General features: G+C 71.2%; 17 protein-coding genes. 7 read left to right on the top strand and 10 right to left on the bottom strand.

Annotated elements, in window-relative coordinates:
• Positions 1–314 precede the first annotated feature (314 nt).
• Entirely contained in the window at positions 315–1,820 is a 1,506-nt protein-coding gene (locus tag AC0T5L_RS04710; RefSeq protein ID WP_476164119.1) for a carboxylesterase/lipase family protein, read from the bottom strand.
• Positions 1,821–1,995: 175 nt separating this feature from the next.
• Here AC0T5L_RS04710 and AC0T5L_RS04705 point away from each other — a divergent pair, with 175 nt between their 5' ends.
• On the top strand, positions 1,996–2,952 hold the full coding sequence (locus AC0T5L_RS04705) for a quinone oxidoreductase family protein (RefSeq protein WP_476164118.1): 957 nt from the start codon (positions 1,996–1,998) through the stop codon (positions 2,950–2,952).
• A 63-nt stretch (positions 2,953–3,015) separates the two neighbouring features.
• Here the strand turns inward: AC0T5L_RS04705 and AC0T5L_RS04700 are convergent, their stop codons facing one another.
• Positions 3,016–3,912 (bottom strand): LLM class flavin-dependent oxidoreductase, encoded by an 897-nt coding sequence (locus AC0T5L_RS04700; RefSeq protein WP_476164117.1) that lies wholly within the window; start codon positions 3,910–3,912, stop codon positions 3,016–3,018.
• Positions 3,913–3,946: 34 nt separating this feature from the next.
• Complete coding sequence (locus AC0T5L_RS04695; RefSeq protein ID WP_476164116.1) at positions 3,947–4,240, bottom strand: GNAT family N-acetyltransferase; 294 nt, start codon at positions 4,238–4,240, stop codon at positions 3,947–3,949.
• 150 nt (positions 4,241–4,390) lie between these two features.
• On the opposite strand from AC0T5L_RS04695, the gene AC0T5L_RS04690 reads away from it, so the two are divergent.
• From AC0T5L_RS04690 to AC0T5L_RS04675, 4 genes are read left to right on the top strand one after another with little or no spacing between them, the layout of a single operon-like run.
• Entirely contained in the window at positions 4,391–5,146 is a 756-nt protein-coding gene (locus AC0T5L_RS04690) for an SDR family oxidoreductase (RefSeq protein ID WP_476164115.1), read from the top strand.
• A gap of 1 nt (position 5,147) precedes the next feature.
• Positions 5,148–5,924: an SDR family oxidoreductase gene (locus AC0T5L_RS04685; protein ID WP_476164114.1), complete on the top strand. Its 777-nt coding sequence runs from the start codon at positions 5,148–5,150 to the stop codon at positions 5,922–5,924.
• Entirely contained in the window at positions 5,921–6,943 is a 1,023-nt protein-coding gene (locus AC0T5L_RS04680; protein ID WP_476164113.1) for a phosphotransferase family protein, read from the top strand. The genes AC0T5L_RS04685 and AC0T5L_RS04680 overlap by 4 nt, the downstream gene beginning before the upstream one ends.
• Positions 6,944–8,155, top strand: coding sequence for an acyl-CoA dehydrogenase family protein (locus tag AC0T5L_RS04675; RefSeq protein ID WP_476164112.1), 1,212 nt, complete (start codon positions 6,944–6,946; stop codon positions 8,153–8,155). It begins immediately after the preceding gene.
• Between the two features lie 246 nt (positions 8,156–8,401).
• Here the strand turns inward: AC0T5L_RS04675 and AC0T5L_RS04670 are convergent, their stop codons facing one another.
• From AC0T5L_RS04670 to AC0T5L_RS04650, 5 genes are all read right to left on the bottom strand, one after another.
• Positions 8,402–9,016, bottom strand: a complete 615-nt coding sequence (locus AC0T5L_RS04670; RefSeq protein WP_476164111.1) for a TetR/AcrR family transcriptional regulator — start codon at positions 9,014–9,016, stop codon at positions 8,402–8,404.
• Positions 9,017–9,240: 224 nt separating this feature from the next.
• The gene (locus AC0T5L_RS04665; RefSeq protein ID WP_476164110.1) at positions 9,241–10,023 is read right to left on the bottom strand and encodes an ABC transporter ATP-binding protein; all 783 of its coding nucleotides are present in this window, start codon (positions 10,021–10,023) and stop codon (positions 9,241–9,243) included.
• On the bottom strand, positions 10,020–11,123 hold the full coding sequence (locus tag AC0T5L_RS04660; protein ID WP_476164109.1) for a FecCD family ABC transporter permease: 1,104 nt from the start codon (positions 11,121–11,123) through the stop codon (positions 10,020–10,022). Before AC0T5L_RS04660 ends, AC0T5L_RS04665 begins: the two co-directional genes overlap by 4 nt.
• Positions 11,120–12,145 carry a FecCD family ABC transporter permease gene (locus AC0T5L_RS04655; protein ID WP_476164108.1) on the bottom strand — a complete coding sequence of 342 codons (1,026 nt, stop codon included), beginning with the start codon at positions 12,143–12,145 and terminating at the stop codon, positions 11,120–11,122. The genes AC0T5L_RS04660 and AC0T5L_RS04655 overlap by 4 nt, the downstream gene beginning before the upstream one ends.
• 7 nt (positions 12,146–12,152) lie before the next feature.
• Positions 12,153–13,184: an iron-siderophore ABC transporter substrate-binding protein gene (locus AC0T5L_RS04650; RefSeq protein WP_476164107.1), complete on the bottom strand. Its 1,032-nt coding sequence runs from the start codon at positions 13,182–13,184 to the stop codon at positions 12,153–12,155.
• A 293-nt stretch (positions 13,185–13,477) separates the two neighbouring features.
• Here AC0T5L_RS04650 and AC0T5L_RS04645 point away from each other — a divergent pair, with 293 nt between their 5' ends.
• A complete protein-coding gene (locus tag AC0T5L_RS04645; RefSeq protein WP_476164106.1) occupies positions 13,478–13,696 on the top strand; it encodes a hypothetical protein in 219 nt (72 codons plus the stop codon).
• A 169-nt stretch (positions 13,697–13,865) separates the two neighbouring features.
• Here the strand turns inward: AC0T5L_RS04645 and AC0T5L_RS04640 are convergent, their stop codons facing one another.
• A complete protein-coding gene (locus AC0T5L_RS04640; protein ID WP_476164105.1) occupies positions 13,866–15,539 on the bottom strand; it encodes a glycoside hydrolase family 13 protein in 1,674 nt (557 codons plus the stop codon).
• Between the two features lie 177 nt (positions 15,540–15,716).
• Here AC0T5L_RS04640 and AC0T5L_RS04635 point away from each other — a divergent pair, with 177 nt between their 5' ends.
• The gene (locus AC0T5L_RS04635; RefSeq protein WP_476164104.1) at positions 15,717–16,523 is read left to right on the top strand and encodes a cyclase family protein; all 807 of its coding nucleotides are present in this window, start codon (positions 15,717–15,719) and stop codon (positions 16,521–16,523) included.
• A gap of 108 nt (positions 16,524–16,631) precedes the next feature.
• Here the strand turns inward: AC0T5L_RS04635 and AC0T5L_RS04630 are convergent, their stop codons facing one another.
• Positions 16,632–17,846, bottom strand: a complete 1,215-nt coding sequence (locus AC0T5L_RS04630) for a PP2C family protein-serine/threonine phosphatase (protein ID WP_476164103.1) — start codon at positions 17,844–17,846, stop codon at positions 16,632–16,634.
• Positions 17,847–18,065: the final 219 nt, after the last annotated feature.

Raw genomic sequence — 18,065 nt, 5'->3', positions numbered from 1 at the left:
CTCCAGTGGGATGGTGCTCGCCGGTGACCGCGCCCTTCCCCTGGCAGACCGCCCCTTCGGAGCGCCCCGAAGAACCGGCGCCATCCGTTCCTACCTGTGAGGGTGCCCATCTCATCCGTCAGGTCAGGTCCGAGCCTGGATATTTCTCGATTTTTTACTCTCGCCGTCAGGTCCGGTGAGAACACCGGGGTAGGTCGGCGCCGACGTACCGGCCCGTGCCTCACCAGACGGGGCGCGGCGGGGGCGGGTCCCCGCCCGCCAGCCCTCGGACGAGCTCGGCGGATTCGGTGCGCGTGGTCCCCGGGGCCGCGCGCCTACTTGGGGGCGATAGCCACCTTGGCCCACAGGGCGCGCACGGGCGAGGGGTCGCTGGCGTGCAGCAGGTCATCGGTGTTCCACACCTTGACCGCGGTGGCCTCGGCGGTCACGGCGGGCCATCCCGGGTCGCCGGTGGCGGCGAAGTCGCGCCAGGCCGCGACCATACGCCGCGACAGCGCCCTGTGGTCCTCACCGGGCTCGCCGTCGAGCAGGAACCTCCCGAAGTCGGTGTCCAGGTTGCCGAACGCGAACGGCAGGTCGAAGGCGTGGCAGGCACCCAGCCGCCCCTGCATGGCGAGGCTCTCCGCGGCCAGCCGGAAGAAGTGGGCCCGGCCCCCGGCCGCGGCGTGTGCCTCGGCGAAGCGCGCGGTGTACTCGCAGAACAGGGCGTCCCCCTGAATCGCGGCGTACAGCTCGCGCAGGGTGGCCCCCGGGTGCACCTCACGGTAGGCGGCCACCGCGTCCTCGCCCAGGCCGAGCCGGGAGGCGCTCACCGCCAGGTCGGACTCTCCGTCGATCTCCACGCTCTGGCCCAGCTCGGTGAACAGCCGGTACTCGTGGGCGTTGTGGCCGATGAGCAGGTCCACCCCGGAGGCGTCACCGCGCGCGACCGCCTCCAGTGGGGCCTCGGGCAGCTCGGGTCCGCCGACCACGGGCGCGAAGCAGGTGAAGGGCTGGGTGCGCACTCCCCCGGACTCCTTCGACGAGGAGTGGGCCAGCACGAAGTCGATGGCCTCCAGCAGCTTCTCCGGCGGCAGCGCGGCCAGGGCTTCGGCCTCCATCGGTACCCCGGCGGCCTCGGCGATCCGCTCGGAGACGGACCGTGCCGTGTCCGTGGTGAGCATGTCGCCGGGGACACTGTGCGCGATCGCCCGCCTGAAGAGCCCCCGGGCCTGTGGGGAGGCCATCAGGGACACCACCGATCCGGCACCGGCGGACTCCCCCGCCACCGTCACGTTGCCGGGGTCGCCACCGAAGGAGGCGATGTTCTCCCGCACCCAGCGCAGGGCGGCGGCCTGGTCGAGCAGACCGCGGTTGTCGGGACGGCCGGGCACGTGGCCGAAGCCTTCGAAGCCCAGCCGGTAGTTGATCCCGACCACGACGAGCCCGCTCTCGGCCAGCCTGGTGCTGTCGTAGGTGGCTTCGGAGGCGGCACCGACGATGTAGGCGCCACCGTGGATCCACACGAGCACGGGCGCCCGGTCGCCCTCACGGGCGGCGGTCCACACGTTGAGGGACAAGCAGTCCAGGGACGTCTCCGGGTTCCAGGGCGCGGCGCCGAGGAGCTGGTTGCCCTGCGGGGGCGGTGGCCCGAAAGAGGTGCACTCGCGGACGCCGTCCCAGGCAGGGGCGGGTGCCGGGGCGGCGAAGCGGTGCCCGCCGAAGGGAGCGGCGGCGTAGGGGATGCCCCGGTAGACGGTGACCCCGCCGTTCTCCGAGCGTGGCGAGGCTGTGCCCCGGACCCGTCCGGCCGTTGTCTTCACTGCGCTTTCGGCGTCCACGTGCGTCCTCCCCATCGGTTCGCGACACCCCCACCTAACAATGTTAGGTAAATGTGCGCAAGACCCCGGATCCCTCACCTCCGCGACGCTCCCGGGAGCCGCACTTCCAGCTCCACCGGTTTCTGGCCGGTAACATACCATCCGGTCGGTTTGAACGTACGAACGAAAGGTCGCCATGCGCGCCATCCAGATCACCGAGTTCGGCGGACCCGAGGTCCTCACCCCAGCCGAACTGCCCGACCCCGAGCCGGGCCCCGGCGAGGTTCTCGTCGACGTCACCCGCGCCGGCATCAACTTCGCCGACACGCACCAGGCGGAGAACAGCTACCTGTCCCCCGCCTCCCTGCCCCTGGTCCCCGGCATGGAGATCGCCGGGCGCACCTCCGACGGCCGCCGCGTCGTCGCCCTGGCCTCCAGCGGCGGCTACGCCGAGAAGGCCACCGCCGACCCCAACATGTGCTTCGACATCCCCGACGGGGCTTCGGACGAGGACGCCCTCGCCCTGGTGGTGCAGGGCGCCACCGCCTGGGTGCTGCTGCGCAAGTCCGTGCGCATGGACCCGGGCGAGTCGGTCGTGGTGCACGCGGCGGGCGGCGGCGTGGGCACCCTCGCCGTCCAGCTGGCCAAGCGGTTCGGCGCGGGACGGGTCATCGCCGTGGCCAGCAGTGAGGAAAAGCGCGCGTTGGCCCTGGAACTGGGCGCGGACACCGCAGTGGACTCCTCCGCGCCCGACATGACCGAGGCGCTGGTGGAGGCCAACGGCGGCCAGCGCGTGGACGCCGTCCTGGACATGGTCGGCGGCCGGGTCACCGACCAGAGCGTGCGGGCCCTGGCCCCGTTCGGCCGCCTGGCCTTCTACGGGATGGCCTCGCGCGAGGCGCCCAGCCCGGTGCAGCTTCCCAACCTCATGCGCTTCTCCACCACGGTGGGGGGCATGTGGCTGCCGCACGTGTGGACGCTGCCGGGCAACGTGATGGGCCAGGCGATGGCCGAGCTGTTCACACTGGTGGCCGAGGGACACCTCAGGACGGTCCTGGGCGGGTCGTACCCCCTCGCGGAGGCCGCCCGAGCACACGAGGCGCTCCGGTCACGGGGAACCATCGGCAAGCTGACCCTTGACACCACCGTCTGACCTGTTGTCTGAATAAGCGCCACCTTGACGATGTAGATTCACATATGTCCGACTTTGGGGAGTTCAGCCGCGCTCGCGGCGCACCGCCTCACGGACCGCCGGCGCCACCTCGGCTGCGAACCGCTCCACCTGCCGGACCGGGTCCTCGGCCGGACCGAACACGAAGGTGTCCATCCCGTACACCAGCACCAGTTCGGTCAGCTGCTCCACCCACTGCTCGACGGGGCCCCGCAGGAAACCCGTGGACGCGCCGTCGGTGACGGTACCCATCACGTTGTACAGGCGGCGGATCGACGCGGGGTCCCGGTCGGCCTCGGCCGCACCCGCGTCGATCAGGGCCTGCATGTCGCTGAGCTTGGCGGGATCGGCGTAGCCGCTGGAGGGGATCCAGCCGTCGGCGTCGCGCCCCAGGGCCCGCAGCAGCCGGGGACCGTACACGCCGAGCCAGATTCCGATGTCGTGTGCGGGGGTCGGCCCGGGCTTGACCCCGGCCAACCGGTAGTGCTCACCCTCGAAGCGCACGGAGCGCTGGTCCGACCACAGCAGCCGGATCACCTCCACCGCCTCGACGAGTGCGTCGGCGGCCTCGCGCGGACTGCGCCGCTCGCCGCCCATGGCGGCCACGGCCTCCCAGAAGGCCCCGGCCCCCAGGCCCAGCTCGAAGCGTCCGCCGGAGAGCACGTCCAGGCTGGCCGCGGACTTGGCGATGATCGCCGGGGAGCGCAGGGGAAGGTTGGCCACGTCGGGGAAGAACCGCAGCCGCTCGGTGCGGGCCAGGGCCGTGGCCATCAGGCTCCAGGTGTCCAGGTGCCGGCGCTGGTAGGGATGGTCCTGGATGCCAACGAACCTCAGCCCGCCGTGCTCGGCGGCGGACAGCAGGGCCCACAGGTCCCGCAGGGACCCGGCCTCGGGGGAGGCGAAGACACCGAAGTCCACCTCGCGTCCGTAGTCGGTGCCCAACAGATCCCTCCTCGGTCTCGGTCCGCCGGTCGGCCTACTCGTTCGGAGCTTGGTAGACCAGATCGGCGTAGTCGGGGTGACGCTGGATCCAGCCCTTGACGAAGGGGCACAGCGGGAGTACCTCCAGGCCCCGTGATCGGACGTCGTCCAGAGCCTCGCGGACCAGCGTCCCGCCCAGGCCCTTCCCCTCATGGGCAGGATCGATCTCGGTGTGGGTGAAGGTGATGAGCTCTCCGGTGAGGATGTACTCGGCGAACCCGGCCGGCTCCTCCCCGTCCTTGATCTCGTAGCGTCTCTGATCCGGTACGTCGACCACTTCGGTTGTCATGGCAACCCTCATTCGTCGGTCCGTGGCGTGACATCGTCGGTCCCCGCCGCCATTGTCGCGCTTCAGCACACCTTTCGCCCCTTGCGGCACGCACCTTCCGGGACATAGAGTCACCCTGGCATACCGACTAGTCGGTTTAAGGAGAGCAGAATGACTTCCCGGTTCGGCGGCCGGACCGCCATCGTCACCGGTGCGAGCCGGGGCATCGGCCTGGCTATCGCCCAGCGACTCGTGAACGAGGGCGCGCGCGTGTGCGTCACGGCACGCAAGCCCGAGCCCCTGCAAGAGGCCGTGGAGGCCCTGGGCGGACCCGAGCACGCTATCGGGGTCCCCGGCCGGGCTGACGACCCCGAGCACCAGGACGCGGCGATCGCCGCCACCCTGGAGGCCTTCGGCAGCATCGACATGTTCGTCAACAACACCGGCATCAACCCGGTCTATGGTCGGATGATCGATCTGGACCTGGACGCGGCCCGCAAGATCTTCGAGGTCAACACCCTCTCCGCGGTCTCGTGGACGCAGAAGGCCTACCGGGCCTGGATGTCCGAGCACGGTGGCACCGTCGTCAACGTCTCCTCCGTGGCCGGCACCAAGCCCTCCCCCGGGCTCGGCTTCTACGGCGCCAGCAAGGCGATGCTCATCCACATCACCGAGGAGCTGGCCGTCGAACTGGGCCCGGGCATCCGCGTGAACGGCGTCGCTCCGGCCGTGGTCAAGACCAGGTTCGCCTCCGCCCTGTATGAGGGCCGCGAGGAGAAGGTCGCCGCCCAGTACCCCATGGGCCGCCTGGGCGTGCCCGAGGACGTCGCTGGGGCGGTCTCCTTCCTGCTTTCCGACGACGCCTCGTGGATCACCGGCCGCACGCTCGTCCTGGACGGCGGCGTCACCCTGACCGGAGGTGTGTGACATGGAGCTGACCGACACCGGGGCCGTCGTCACCGGCGCGGGCAACGGCATCGGCGCCGCGCTCGCACGCAGGCTGGCCGAGGCTGGGGCGCGCGTGGTGGTCAACGACCTCGACGCGGGTGCCGCCGAGGCCGTGGCCGCCGAGATCGGCGGGGTGGCCGTCCCCGGCGACGCCGCCAGCGAGGCGGGCGTCACCGCGCTCGTGGCCGAGGCCGGAGCCCACCTGGGCGGCATCGACCTGTACGTGGCCAACGCGGGCGTGGGCGTGGGCGGCGGCCCCGAGGCCTCCGAAGACGACTGGGACCTGGCCTGGCAGGTCAACGTGATGGCGCACGTACGCGCCGCCCGCGAGCTGGTACCCGGCTGGCTGGAGCGCGGCCGCGGCCGCTTCCTGACCACCGTGTCGGCGGCGGGCCTGCTCACGATGCTGGGCAGCGCGCCGTACTCGGTGACCAAGCACGCCGCGCTGTCCTTCGGTGAGTGGATGGCGGCCACCTACGGGGACCGCGGGATCACCGTGCAGTGCATCTGCCCGCTGGGCGTGCGCACCAACCTGCTGGAGAGCAGCGGCGAGACCGGACAGGCCATCCTGGCCCCGGAGGCGATCACCCCCGAGGAGGTCGCCGACGCGGTGATGGTCGGCCTGGACGACGGGCGCTTCCTGATCCTGCCGCATCCGCAGGTCGCCGACTACTACGCGGCCCGGGCCACCGACACCGACCGCTGGCTGGCGGGGATGCGCCGCCTACAGGCCAAGGTCTTCGAGGAGAACACGTGAGCGAACAACATCCGGAGCTCCCGGGCCTGGACCTGGAACGCCTGCGCACGTACCTGGACGAGGCCGTGCCCGGCCTGGTCTCGGGGACGTTGGAGGGCCGCGTGGTCGCGGGCGGGAAGTCCAACCTGACCTACGTGGTCACCGACGGCACCGGTAGCTGGGTGGTGCGCCGCCCGCCGCTGGGCCACGTGCTGGCGACCGCGCACGACATGCCTCGCGAGTACCGGGTGATGAGCGCGCTGCGCGACACCGCCGTGCCCGTCCCCCGCACTCATGTGCTGTGCGAGGACACCGAGGTGCTGGGCGCGCCGTTCTACGTCATGGAGTACGTGGAGGGCACCCCCTTCCGCACCCGTGAAGAGATCGCCCCGCTGGGCCCGGAGACCATCCGCGGGGTGGCCGAGGCGCTGATCACCACCCTGGGCGACCTGCACGCGGTGGCACCCGAGCAGGTCGGGCTGGGCGGCTTCGGCCGCCCGGAGGGCTTCCTGGAGCGCCAGGTCCGCCGCTGGCGCAAGCAGCTGGACGCCTCCCGCAGCCGGGACATCCCCGGTATCGACGAACTGCACGAGAAGCTCGCCGCCACGATGCCCGAGCAGTCGGCACCCGCGATCGTGCACGGCGACTACCGGCTGGACAACGTACTGCTCACCCCAGAGGGGCGCATCAACGCGGTCCTGGACTGGGAGATGGCCACGCTCGGCGACCCGCTCGTGGACCTGGGCCTGATGCTCGTCTACCAGAACCAGCCCGTGGGCACGGGGGAGGCACCCGCCACCTCCGCCGAGGGATACCCCTCCCCGGAGGAGCTGGTGGGCATGTACGCCGCCGCGACCGGCCGTGACGTGTCCCGGCTGGGCTGGTACGTGGCTCTGGGCTGTTTCAAGCTCGCGGTGATCGCCGAGGGCATCCATCTCCGGCACAGCCAGGGGCTGACCGTCGGGGCGGGCTTCGACCGGGTCGGCGACATGGTCGCCCCGCTGGTGGAACGCGCGCACACCATGCTCAAGGAGGACTGAATGGACTTCGCCCACGACAAGGAGACCGAGGAGCTGCGCGAGCGGCTGCTGGCCTTCATGGACGAGCACGTCTACCCGGCCGAGTCGGTGTTCGCGGAACAGCTGGCCGAGCGCGACGACCACTGGTCGACGGCACCGGTGGTTCGCGAGCTACAGGCCGAGGCCCGCAAGCGCGGCCTGTGGAACCTGTTCCTGGCCGGTCACCCCGAGCACGGCGGCCTGCCCAACCTACGGTACGCGCCGCTGGCGGAGATCACCGGGCGCAGCCCCCGCCTGGCCCCGAGCGCGCTCAACTGCGCCGCGCCCGACACCGGGAACATGGAGGTGCTGACGATGTTCGGCACCCCCGAACAGCGCGAACGCTGGTTGGAACCGCTGCTGAACGCCGAGATCCGCTCGGCCTTCGCCATGACCGAGCCCGCGGTGGCCTCCTCCGACGCCACCAACATCACCACCAGCATCGTCCGCGACGGCGACGAGTACGTCGTCAACGGGCGCAAGTGGTACATCACCGGGGCGCTCAACCCCGAGTGCGCGGTCTTCATCGTGATGGGCAAGACCGACCCCGGCGCCGAGCGGCACAAGCAGCAGAGCATGGTGCTCGTGCCGCGCGACACCCCCGGGCTGACGGTGCGACGCGGCATGACGGTGTACGGCTATGACGACAGCGACCACGGCGGCCACGCCGAGGTGCTGTTCGAGGACGTGCGGGTGCCCGCGGGCAACCTCGTCGGCGGCGAGGGCGAGGGATTCGCCATCGCCCAGGCCAGGCTGGGCCCCGGACGCATCCATCACTGCATGCGCAGCATCGGTATGGCCGAGCGGGCCCTGGAGCTGACCTGCCGCCGGGTGCTGGACCGTGTGGCCTTCGGTCGGCCGCTGGCCGAGCAGGGCGTGCTGCGCGAGTGGATCGCCGAGGCGCGCGTGGCCATCGAGCAGCTGCGGCTGCTGGTGCTCAAGACCGCGTACCTGATGGACACGGTCGGCAACAGGGGCGCGCACACCGAGATCCAGTCGATCAAGATCGCCACCCCGCGCACGGTGGAGTGGATCCTGGACAAGGCCATCCAGGCGCACGGCGCCGCCGGGGTCAGCCAGGACCTGCCGCTGGCCGGTTGGCTGGCGGGCGTGCGGTCGCTGAGGCTGGCCGACGGGCCCGACGAGGTGCACCTGCGCTCGCTGGGCCGGGCGGAGCTGCGCAAGTACCGCTAGATCGTGTTTGTCGTGTTTTTTGGGGGCTCCGCTTTGCCCCTGTGTTCGGCCGCCCCATAGGCGGGAACCTTCGGTGTCTCCGGTGTGACGGCTCGTTCCTCGCAGTCCCACCTCCACCACCTCCAGAACCCCGCCGACGCCCGAACCACACCCCCTGGGGCCCGGGCAGACACTCATCGCACAGGCTCCGGAAGCACGGAGGAGGGCCGGGGACACGGTGTCCCCGGCCCTCCTTCCGGTGTGCCCTCAGGCCTCTGGGCGCAGCCCGGCCACGAGCAGGTCGGCGAAGTGGCGGCCCACCTCGTCACCGGTGAGCGCGCCGCCCGGGTGGTACCAGGTGCTCAGGTGATGTACTGAGCCGAAGAAGTAGTTGACCACCAGGTCGGCGGACACGTCGGCGCGGAAGACCCCCTCGCTCTGCCCCTGAGCGACCATGTCCCGGAAGGTCTCGTGGTAGCGGCGCCTCTCGGCACGCACGGCGCGCTGCTTCTCCCCGCTCAGCTGGTGCATGGAGCGGAAGAAGATGACGGTGTCGTCCAGGTTGGCGATGCTGGTGACGATGACGTCGGCCGCGGCTGCGTGCACGCGGTCGGCCACCGGCGCGTCCCGGGAGGAGATCCGCACCAGGTTCTCGGTCTGCATGCGCAGCACCCGCGCGTAGACCTCGTAGAGCAGATCGTCCTTGGAGCCGAAGTAGTGGTACATGGCACCCTTGGTCACCCCCGCGGCGACGACGACCTCCTGCACGGAGGTACTCTCATAGCCGCGTTCGGCGAACAGCCGGGTCGCCGCCCCGAGCAGGCGCTCGGGGACGGATCTGTTCGCCGTGTCAGTGCCGACCGCCTGCTGTGCTCGCGCCATTCCTGCCCCACCTCGTGCCCCGTCGTTTACCAGCCGGGACAGCATACCGACCGGCTGGTACCCCGTGCGTCCGGAAACGGCGCGTCCTGACCGGATTCCGATGGCCACGGCCCTGGGATCGGCCCCGCGCCCGTCGGGGCCGGTGAGCACGCGGACGAACCGGGGGCTGGATCGCGACGTCTACGTCCGGAGGTCCTCCGCGTACCGGTGAGCCACAGACCGCCTCAGGCACGCTCGTGCGGGATGACCAGGGGCGTGCGGGTGCGCGGGTCGGGCACCACGTCGCAGGCCAGCCCGAACACCTCCTCCACCATGTGCGCGGTCACCACCTGCTCCGGGGTGCCGTCGGCGACCACCCGGCCCCGGTCCATCAGCACCAGGCGGGTCGCGAACCGGGCGGCCTGGGCCAGGTCGTGCAGGACCGCGACCACCGTGCGCCCCTGCCGGTGCAGGTCGGCGAACAGTTCCAGCAGATCGTACTGGTGGGCGATGTCCAGGTAGGTCGTGGGCTCGTCCAACAGGAGGATGCCGGTGTCCTGGGCCAGGACCATCGCCACCCACGCGCGCTGACGCTGCCCTCCCGAGAGTGAGCCCACCTGGACGTCGGCCAGGTCGGCCAGTCCGGTGAGCTCCAGCGCGCGATGGATCGCCGTCTCGTCCTGCGGGCTCCACTGCCGCACCAGCGTGTGGTGGGGAAAGCGGCCGCGCGCGGCCAGTGCCCGCACGGTGATGCCCTCGGGAGCGGCGGGGCCCTGCGGCAGCAGCGCCAACTGGCGGGCGACCGCCTTGGCGCGCTGGCCGCGTACGTCACGGCCGTGCAGGAGCACCCGGCCCGACATGGGCTTGTTCACCCGGCCCAGAGCCTTGAGCAGCGTGGACTTGCCGCACCCGTTGGGGCCGACGATGACGGTGAACTCGCCGTCGCCCACCTCCAGACGCAGGTCTCGTACGACCGGTTCGGCCCCGTACCCCAGGGTCAGGTCCTCCGCGGACAGCACCGGACTCACAGCACACCCCTTCGCCATTCACGAACCAGCAGATAACCCAGGTACACGCCGCCGAGCGCCATGGTGAAGATCCCGACCGGCAGCCCCTCGCCGACCGGGGACTGCTGTACGGCCAGGTCGGCGGCCACCAGCAGCAGTGCTCCGACCAGCGCCGACAGGGCGAGGTTGGGGCCCGGCGCGGTGGAGAGCCTGCGGGCGATCTGCGGCGCGGTCAGGGACACGAACGCGATCGGGCCGGCCACGCTCACCGCGGCGGCGGAGAGCACCACCGACAGGGAGACGGCGGCGGTGCGGGTGGGGGTCGCCCGCGCGCCCAGGGCCTCGGCGAGTTCATCGCCCATCTCGTTGACGGAGACCGGCCCGGCCAGCGCCACCACGAAGGGCAGTGCCAGGAACAGGACCGCCCAGATGGTGGTGGCGTGCTCCCAGGAGCGGGCGCCCAGGCTGCCGTTGACGTAGGCGGACAGGACACTGGCCTGGTCGCGGGCCATCATCGAGACCACGAAGTGGGTGAAGGCCTGCGCCATGGCCGCCACGCCGATGCCGGCGACGATCAGGCGGCCGGGGTGGCGCAGTCCGGTTCCCGTCACCGTGGTCACGACGACCATGGCCAGGGCGGCGCCGGCCAGGGCGCCCAGCGGCACGGGCACGACACCGGGTAGGACGAGGGCGGCGAAGGCCGCTCCCGCTCCGGCACCGGCGCCCAGACCGATGACGTCGGGGCTGCCCAGGGGGTTGCGGGTGACGGACTGAAAGAGCGCGCCCGCCAGGCCCAGAGCCGCGCCGGTGCCCGCGGCCACCGTCAGGCGGGGTCCGCGCAGCCGTTCGAGGACGAAGGTCTCGGTGGCCTCGCCCGCCCCGGCCATGACGGCCGGCAGGCGGGTGAGGGGGATACCGAGGCCGCCCAGGGAGAGGGTGGCGGCCGCCGCGGCGGCCAGGAGCAGCAGGAGCACGGCCGCCCACAGCAGCGAGCGCGGATGCACCGGAATCGCGGCCGGGCCCATCCTCAGCACGGGCCGGGAGGGGGCGGCCGCCTCGGGTGCCCGCGCGGCCGGGGAGCGCGGGTCCGTCTCGGGGACGGACGAAGTGATTCGCGTCATGAGGTACTCCGCATCCTGCGGACCGCGTACAGCAGTACGGGAGCGCCGACGAAGGCGGTGACCACGCCGACCATGAGCTCGGTGGGCCGCACGATCGTGCGGCCGACGACATCGGCGACCAGCAGCAGGGCCGGGCCCACGAGCAGGGAGAAGGGCACCTGCACGCGGAAGTCGACGCCGACCACGGCGCGGACCACGTGGGGCACGGCCAGTCCGACAAAGGCGATGGGGCCGGCCGCCGCGGTGGCACCGGCGGCGAGCATGGTGCCCGCGACCAGTCCGGCGGAGCGGGTCCACACGGTGTTGGCCCCGGTGGCGGTCGCGGCCTCCTCCCCCAGGGCCAGAGCGTTGAGGCCGCCGCAGATCAGCAGGGCCAGCAGGCCCCCCGCGCCGATGACGGGCAGCACGGCCCAGACGACGTCGTATCCGCGGCCGGCCAGGGAGCCGACCACCCAGTAACGGTAGCCGTCGAAGGTCTCGGGCAGACTCAGTGCCACGGCCTGGACGTAGGCGGTGAGCACGGCGGAGACCACCGCGCCCGCCAGGACCAGGCGGACCATGCCGCCGTCGCCGCCCCTGCTGCCCACCGTGTAGGCGGCCAGCCCCGCGAGCAGGGCCCCGGGCAGCGCCCACCAGACCGTGCCCGTGACCGAGGTGGGGCCGAACAGGGCGGTGGCGGTGACCACCGCGGCGGCGGCGCCGACGTTGACCCCCAGCAGGCCGGGGTCGGCGAGGGGGTTGCGGGTGACGCCCTGCATGAGGGTGCCCGCCAGGGCCAGGGCGGCCCCGACGACCACGCCCAGGAGTGTGCGCGGGTAGCGGCTCTCCACCACGGTGACGATGAAGGGGTCCGCCCCGCCGGTGAACACCGCCCACACCTCCGAGAGCGGGGTGGGCCTGCTACCCATGACGAGGCTGAGGAGGACCGCGCCGGCCAGGGCCGCGGCGCCCGCGCCGAGCATGAGCGCGGCGCGGGCGGGGCCCGTCCGGGGCGGTGCCGTGCGTGTCTTCGCCCTGACCATGGAAGGGTCAGTTCTCGACGTTCGCGGCGGCCTCTTCGATCATGGGCACGTAGCGCTCGATGACCCAGGGCACGGTCAACGGGTTGATGATCGAGGAGGCGGTGACGAAGGAGTTGTCCTCGGAGGCGACCACGGCCCCGCTCTCGATGGCGGGGATGGAGGAGTACAGCTCCTGGGCCTCGATCTCGGCACGGGTCTCGGCGTCGCTGTAGAACGTGAAGACCAGGTCGCTCTCGGAGAGCTGGTCGGCGTTCTCCAGTCCGATGAGGGCCGAGTCGGTGCCCTCGGTCTCGGGGAGGGTCTCCACGACCGGGTCGACGGTCAGGCCCAGGCCGCGGACCATGGCGACGCGCTGCTCGTCGGGCAGGAACACCCCGAGGGTGCCCGGACCGTCGGTGTAGACGTAGGAGAAGGACAGGTCGGCGAACTCCTCGTTGGCCGCGCTCGCTTCCTCGAACCGGTCCTCGATGCCCTCGGCGAGGCCCCGGGCGTCCTCGGGCAGGCCCAGCGCCTCGCCGATGATCTCGATCTGCTGGTCCCAGTCAGTGCTCCAGGGCAGCTCGGGGTAGGCGACCGTGGGGGCGATGTCGCTCAGGATGTCGTACTGCTCCTGGGTGAGGCCCGACCAGGGGGCGAGGATGACGTCGGGCCCCAGCTCGATGATCGCCTCGAAGTCGATGTCCTCGGCACCGGCGAACTGGGTGGGCAGCTCCTCGTCCGCTTCGGTCACGGCCTCGTGGATCCACGGCAGGTAACCGGTGTCGTCGCTGCCCCACTCGTAGCTCTCGACGCCCACGGGCACGACGCCCAGGGCGATGGAGGTCTCCGCCGAACCCTGGCCGAGAGTGACCACGCGCTCGGGCCGCTCGGGGATCTCGGCGGTGCCGAGCGCGTTCTCGATGCTGACCGGGAACTCGCCGTCAGCGGTACCGCCTCCGCTCCCGCCGGTGCCCTCCTCCGCGCCGCCGCAAGCGGTGAGGCCGAGGGCGAGGAGGGTCGGGAGTCCGATGTCGCTGACGCGGTGAAGGGTGGAGGCCATGCTCACACTGCTTTCTTCGTTACGGGGAGAGGCCGCGTCGTACCCGACCGGCCGTTTCCGCGCAGGGGGAATCCCGAGGGAGACACGGAGGACGAAATGGAAGAATTCCGACAGAACCAAGGTTAGACTAACCTAACCTTGGCTGGATTTCAAAAAGTTCCGGCCTCCGCCACGGAGTGCCACGCACCGCCCAACCCCTCCCTGCCACAGCTTTGACCTGCCATGGAGCTTCCCCGTGCCCGTCCCCGGGCAGTGGCCGTAGGAACATCCCGACCGCTACCGCGAGGAGCAACATGATCGCCAAACTGTCCAAGATGGGCGTCACGTCCGAGATGGCTTACGGGGCCGGAGTCGCCTCCGTCGGACTCAGTTTCCTGAGTTGGCTCGCCTCCCTGAAGAAGGAGGATGCCGGGCTGGACCGCGCCGACCGGTGGGGGCTCTTCATCGGAGAGTGGGCACCGACGTTCTTCGCGGTCGGCCTCGCCCTGCGGCTGGAGGAGAACAAGAGTTAACGTCCTCCTCGGGGGGACTCCGGGGATTCCCACAGTCCCACGGCGCCGTGGTTGCCCGGAGGGTTTCCCGGCATCCGTGGACAGCCAGCTCACACGCCCGGCCGGATGGTCTCCGGCCGGGCGCTTCGTGTTCCCGGCTCAGGGGCGGCCGGGGACGGGACGCACGGGGTCAGCCGCCCAGGTGGACACGGGCCTCCCAGGGCCGCAGCGGCGCGAAGGCGCCCTCGTCGGGGTAGTTGCCGATCAGCCGTACGGGATCGTGCCCGGCGGCGGAGGGTGCCAGATCCAGCGGTACCGTGTCCGCGCTCCAGTTCGCCACCACTAACAGCACCCGGCCGTCGAGGGTGCGCGTGTAGGCGTACACCGCCGGGTCCTCCTCCAGCAGGGGCTCGAACCGTCCGTGCACGATGACCGGGTGTTCCCTACGCAGAGCGATCAGGCGCCGGTAGTAGTGGAACACCGAGTCCCGGTCGGCGACGGCGGCCTCGGCGTTGATCTCGGTGTGGTTGGGGTTGACCCCGATCCACGGGGTGCCCGTGGTGAAACCGGCGCCCGGTGAGGCGTCCCACTGCATGGGCGTGCGCGCGTTGTCCCTGCTCATACGTGCGATGGCCGCCATGGCGGTCCCCGCGTCCGCCTTTCCCGTCCGCATCATGGCGCGGTGGTAGTTGAGGGTCTCCACGTCCCGGTAGTCGGTGATGTCGTCCAGGTGGGCGTTGGTCATGCCCAGTTCCTCGCCCTGGTAGACGTACGGAGTCCCCTTCATCATGTGCAGTGTCGTGGCCAGCGCTTTGGCCGACTCCACGCGGTGGCCCTCGTCGCCGAAGCGGGACACCGCACGGGGCTGGTCGTGGTTGTTCCAGTACAGGCTGTTCCACCCTCGGCTCCCCATCCCCGTCTGCCACCGGTTGAGGGACCGCTTGAGGCGGCGCAGGTCCAGGGGCCGGGGGTCGAACTTGCCGCCGGGGCCGTGGTCGAGGTCCACGTGTTCGAACTGGAACACCATGCTCAGCTCGCGCCGCTCGGGCATGGTGTGCAGCAGGGCCTGCTCCACGTCGACCCCGGGCATCTCACCGACGGTGAGCACGTCGCGGCCCGCGAACACCTCCTGGTGCATCTCGTGCAGGAACTCGTGCAGGCGGGGGCCGTTGATGGCGTGGTCAGCGAAGATCCCGTGGTCGCCCGCCAGCGGACCGTCGGGCATCTCGGGGGTCTTGGAGACGAAGTTGATCACGTCCATGCGGAAACCGTCCGCGCCCCGGTCCAGCCACCAGCGCGCCACGTGGTGCACGGCCGCCCGCACCCGGGGGTTCTCCCAGTTCAGGTCGGGCTGGCGGCGGGTGAACAGGTGCAGGTAGTACTCGCCCGCGGCCTCGTCACGGGTCCAGGCGGGGCCGGAGAAGACCGAGCCCCAGTTGTTGGGCGGGCCCCCGTCGCGGCCGGGCCGCCAGAAGTAGAAATCCCTCCTGTCCGAGTCCTTCGAGGCGCGGGACTCGGTGAACCAGGGATGCTCGTCGCTGGTGTGGTTGACCACCAGGTCCATCACCAGGCGCATACCGCGCTCGTGCAGCCCCTCGAGCAACCGGTCCCAGTCGGCCAGGGTGCCGAACCGCGGGTGGATATCCAGATAGTCGCTGATGTCGTATCCGTTGTCGTCCCAGGGCGAGGGATAGACCGGTGACAGCCACACCACGTCCACGCCGAGCAGCTTGAGGTAGTCGAGCCGCTCGATGACGCCGGGCAGGTCACCCACCCCGTCGCCGTCACTGTCGTTGAAGCTGCTCGGATAGATCTGGTAGACGACGCTGGACTTCCACCATTCGGCACTGCGCTCCAGGGGCATGGACGTCCTCGTGCTGGTAGGGGCGGGAGGGGCGGGTACGCCGGGAACCGGAGCCGCCGACGGACCCCGTACCGGCAGTACCCGGCGCCGTGACGGTCGACACAGGCGTACGAGGACAGGTTGCGCGGCCCCGGCGGCCGGGCATACGGGAAGGGACACACAACACGAAAGGGCCCCATGTGCCTGCACGGAACCGGTGAGACCGTCCGCTCGCGTACCGGCCACGCCACGTCGGCCCCCGCCGAGCCGCCCGGTGCGTCGCCCAGCCCCCGCCCATGGCCGAGGGGATTTCGGCGGGTGGCCGACCTCAGCCACGTGCTGTCGCCGTCGATGCCCTCCTGGGACGAGGAGAAGCCCCGCAGGGAGAGCCTCAGCGGTCCCGCGCCCGAGGGAGAGTTCGGCTTCTACCTACAGCGGTGGACGCTCACCGAGCACTCGGGCACGCACCTGGACGCGCCGGGGCACGTGATCGGCGGTGGACGCCTGGTTCCTGACATCCAGCCCCACGAGCTGGTCGCCCCGGCCGTGGTGATCGACATCCGTGCCCGGGCCGCCGAGAACCCCGACACCACCGTGACGGTCGACGACGTCCTGGCCTTCGAGCGGGCACACGGCCGTGTGCCCGAGGGCGCCGCGGTGCTGATGCGCTCGGGGTGGAGCGCACGCTGGGCCGAGGGTGACGAGGCGGTACGCGGAGTGGCCGAGGACGGCTCCTGGCACTTTCCGGGGTTCGGCCCCGAGGCATGCGAGTTCCTGACAGGGCAGCGCGGTGTCGCCGGAGTGGGCGTGGACACGCTGAGCACCGATCCGGGGAACTCCACCGACTTCCCCGCACACGAGGCGGTGGGGCGCGCCGACCGCTGGGGCTTGGAGGCGCTGACCGGGCTGGAGCAGCTGCCGCCGAGCGGGGCGCTGCTCAGCGTCGGGGTCATGCCGGGCCTGGACGCCTCCGGCGGACCGAGCCGGGTACTGGCCATGTGGTGACCCGTCGGGCGGCGTCGGCGTCCGTGCCGGTGCCGCGGGGCCCGGTCCACGGACAGGCGGGATCGAGGCGATGGCGGAGCCCCGCGAGGGGCCCGGGCCCGAAAGTGCTCAGCCGTGCCGGGGATGGGGCACGTCGTCGCCGTCGGGGGACCACTCCAGCAGCATGATGGTGGCGTCGTCGGTGAAGTTGCCGTGCTGGTGGTCGTGGATGGCGTGGATCAGGCGCCTCAGGGTCTCGGGGGCGGGTTCGTCGGCGGCGGTGGCCCGGATGACGAAGTCGGCGAACCGCTCGGGGCCGAACATCCGCCCCTCGCCGTCGTGCGCCTCGGTCACCCCGTCGGTGTAGAGCAGGACCCGGTCACCGGGTTCGAGCTGGACCCGGTGCACGGTACGCGGTTCGGCGTCCAGGACCCCGCCGAGCCCGAGCGGCACCTCGGGTGAGCGTTCCAGGGCGTCGTCCAACAGGCGGTTGCGCCGCAGGAGCAGGGGCGTGGGGTGGGCGCAGTTGACCCAGGAGAACTCGCCGGTGGACAGGTTCAAGGTGGTGAAGACAGCTGTGCAGAACCGTTCGGGCAGCCAGGTGATGAGCGCCTTCTCGACGCTGGTGGTCAGAGCTGCGAGGTCCGCCCCGTTGCGCCGGGCGCTGCGGGACCCGGCCATGGCCACCGATGCGGTCAGTCCGGAGGCCAGGTCGTGGCCCATCGCGTCGAGGATGGCGGCGTGCAGGACGTCCTTGGTGATCGAGTGGTCGAAGGCGTCACCACCCAGCTCGTACGCGGGTTCGAGCACGGCGGTGGACACCCCGCGCGAGGTGCCGAGCGTGCGCGGGGGAAGGAAGGCCCGCAGCATCTCGGTGCGCAGCTCCACCGGCCGGGTTCGGGTGTGGCGGACGTAGGTGTCGCTGTAGTCGCGTTTGGAGGTGACGACCAGGGACAGCAGCGAGGCGAGTGCCTGGCAGCGGCGCAGGGTGGGCTCGTCCAGCAATGGTGCCTTGATGTGCAGTACGCCCATACGGTCGGCGCCGTCGCGCATGGGCAGCCACAGGCTCAGTTCTCCGTCGCCGCCCTCGATCAGCCGCAGTGTCTCCGAGCGGTAGGCCTCCCCTGCCACGGTGGTGTCGATATTCAGCACCGGACCCCCGGTCAGGGGGACGAGGAGGCGCTGTTGCAGGTCGACCAGGTACAGGGTGATGCGGCTGAGCCCGATGCGCTCGCCATAGCGGTCCGCGACCTCCAGGACCTCGATCGGGGCACATTCGTGCACCGACCTGACCAGGTCCTCCAACAGCAGCTCGTTCTCACTGACCCGCGACGTGTCGTCCATATGCCTGCCTCCCCTCGGCAGTCTCACACCGTGAGCGCGGAACGAGGGGGTGCGTCGGGCCGTGTGTCCCGCAGCCGACCCGGGTCCTCACACTGGTCAGGCCGACTGGTCGCGGCGCTCCCGGTTCCGGCGGATCCGGGGCACGATGGTGGGGTTGACGTGCTCCTGCACCGACTCACGAGTGATGATGACCTGCCCCACGTCCTCACGACTGGGCAC

This window comes from Nocardiopsis sp. TRM 82005 (genome assembly GCF_056312425.1).
The sequence above is the reverse complement of the archived record's forward strand: the minus strand, read 5'-3'. Positions and strand labels throughout refer to the sequence as shown.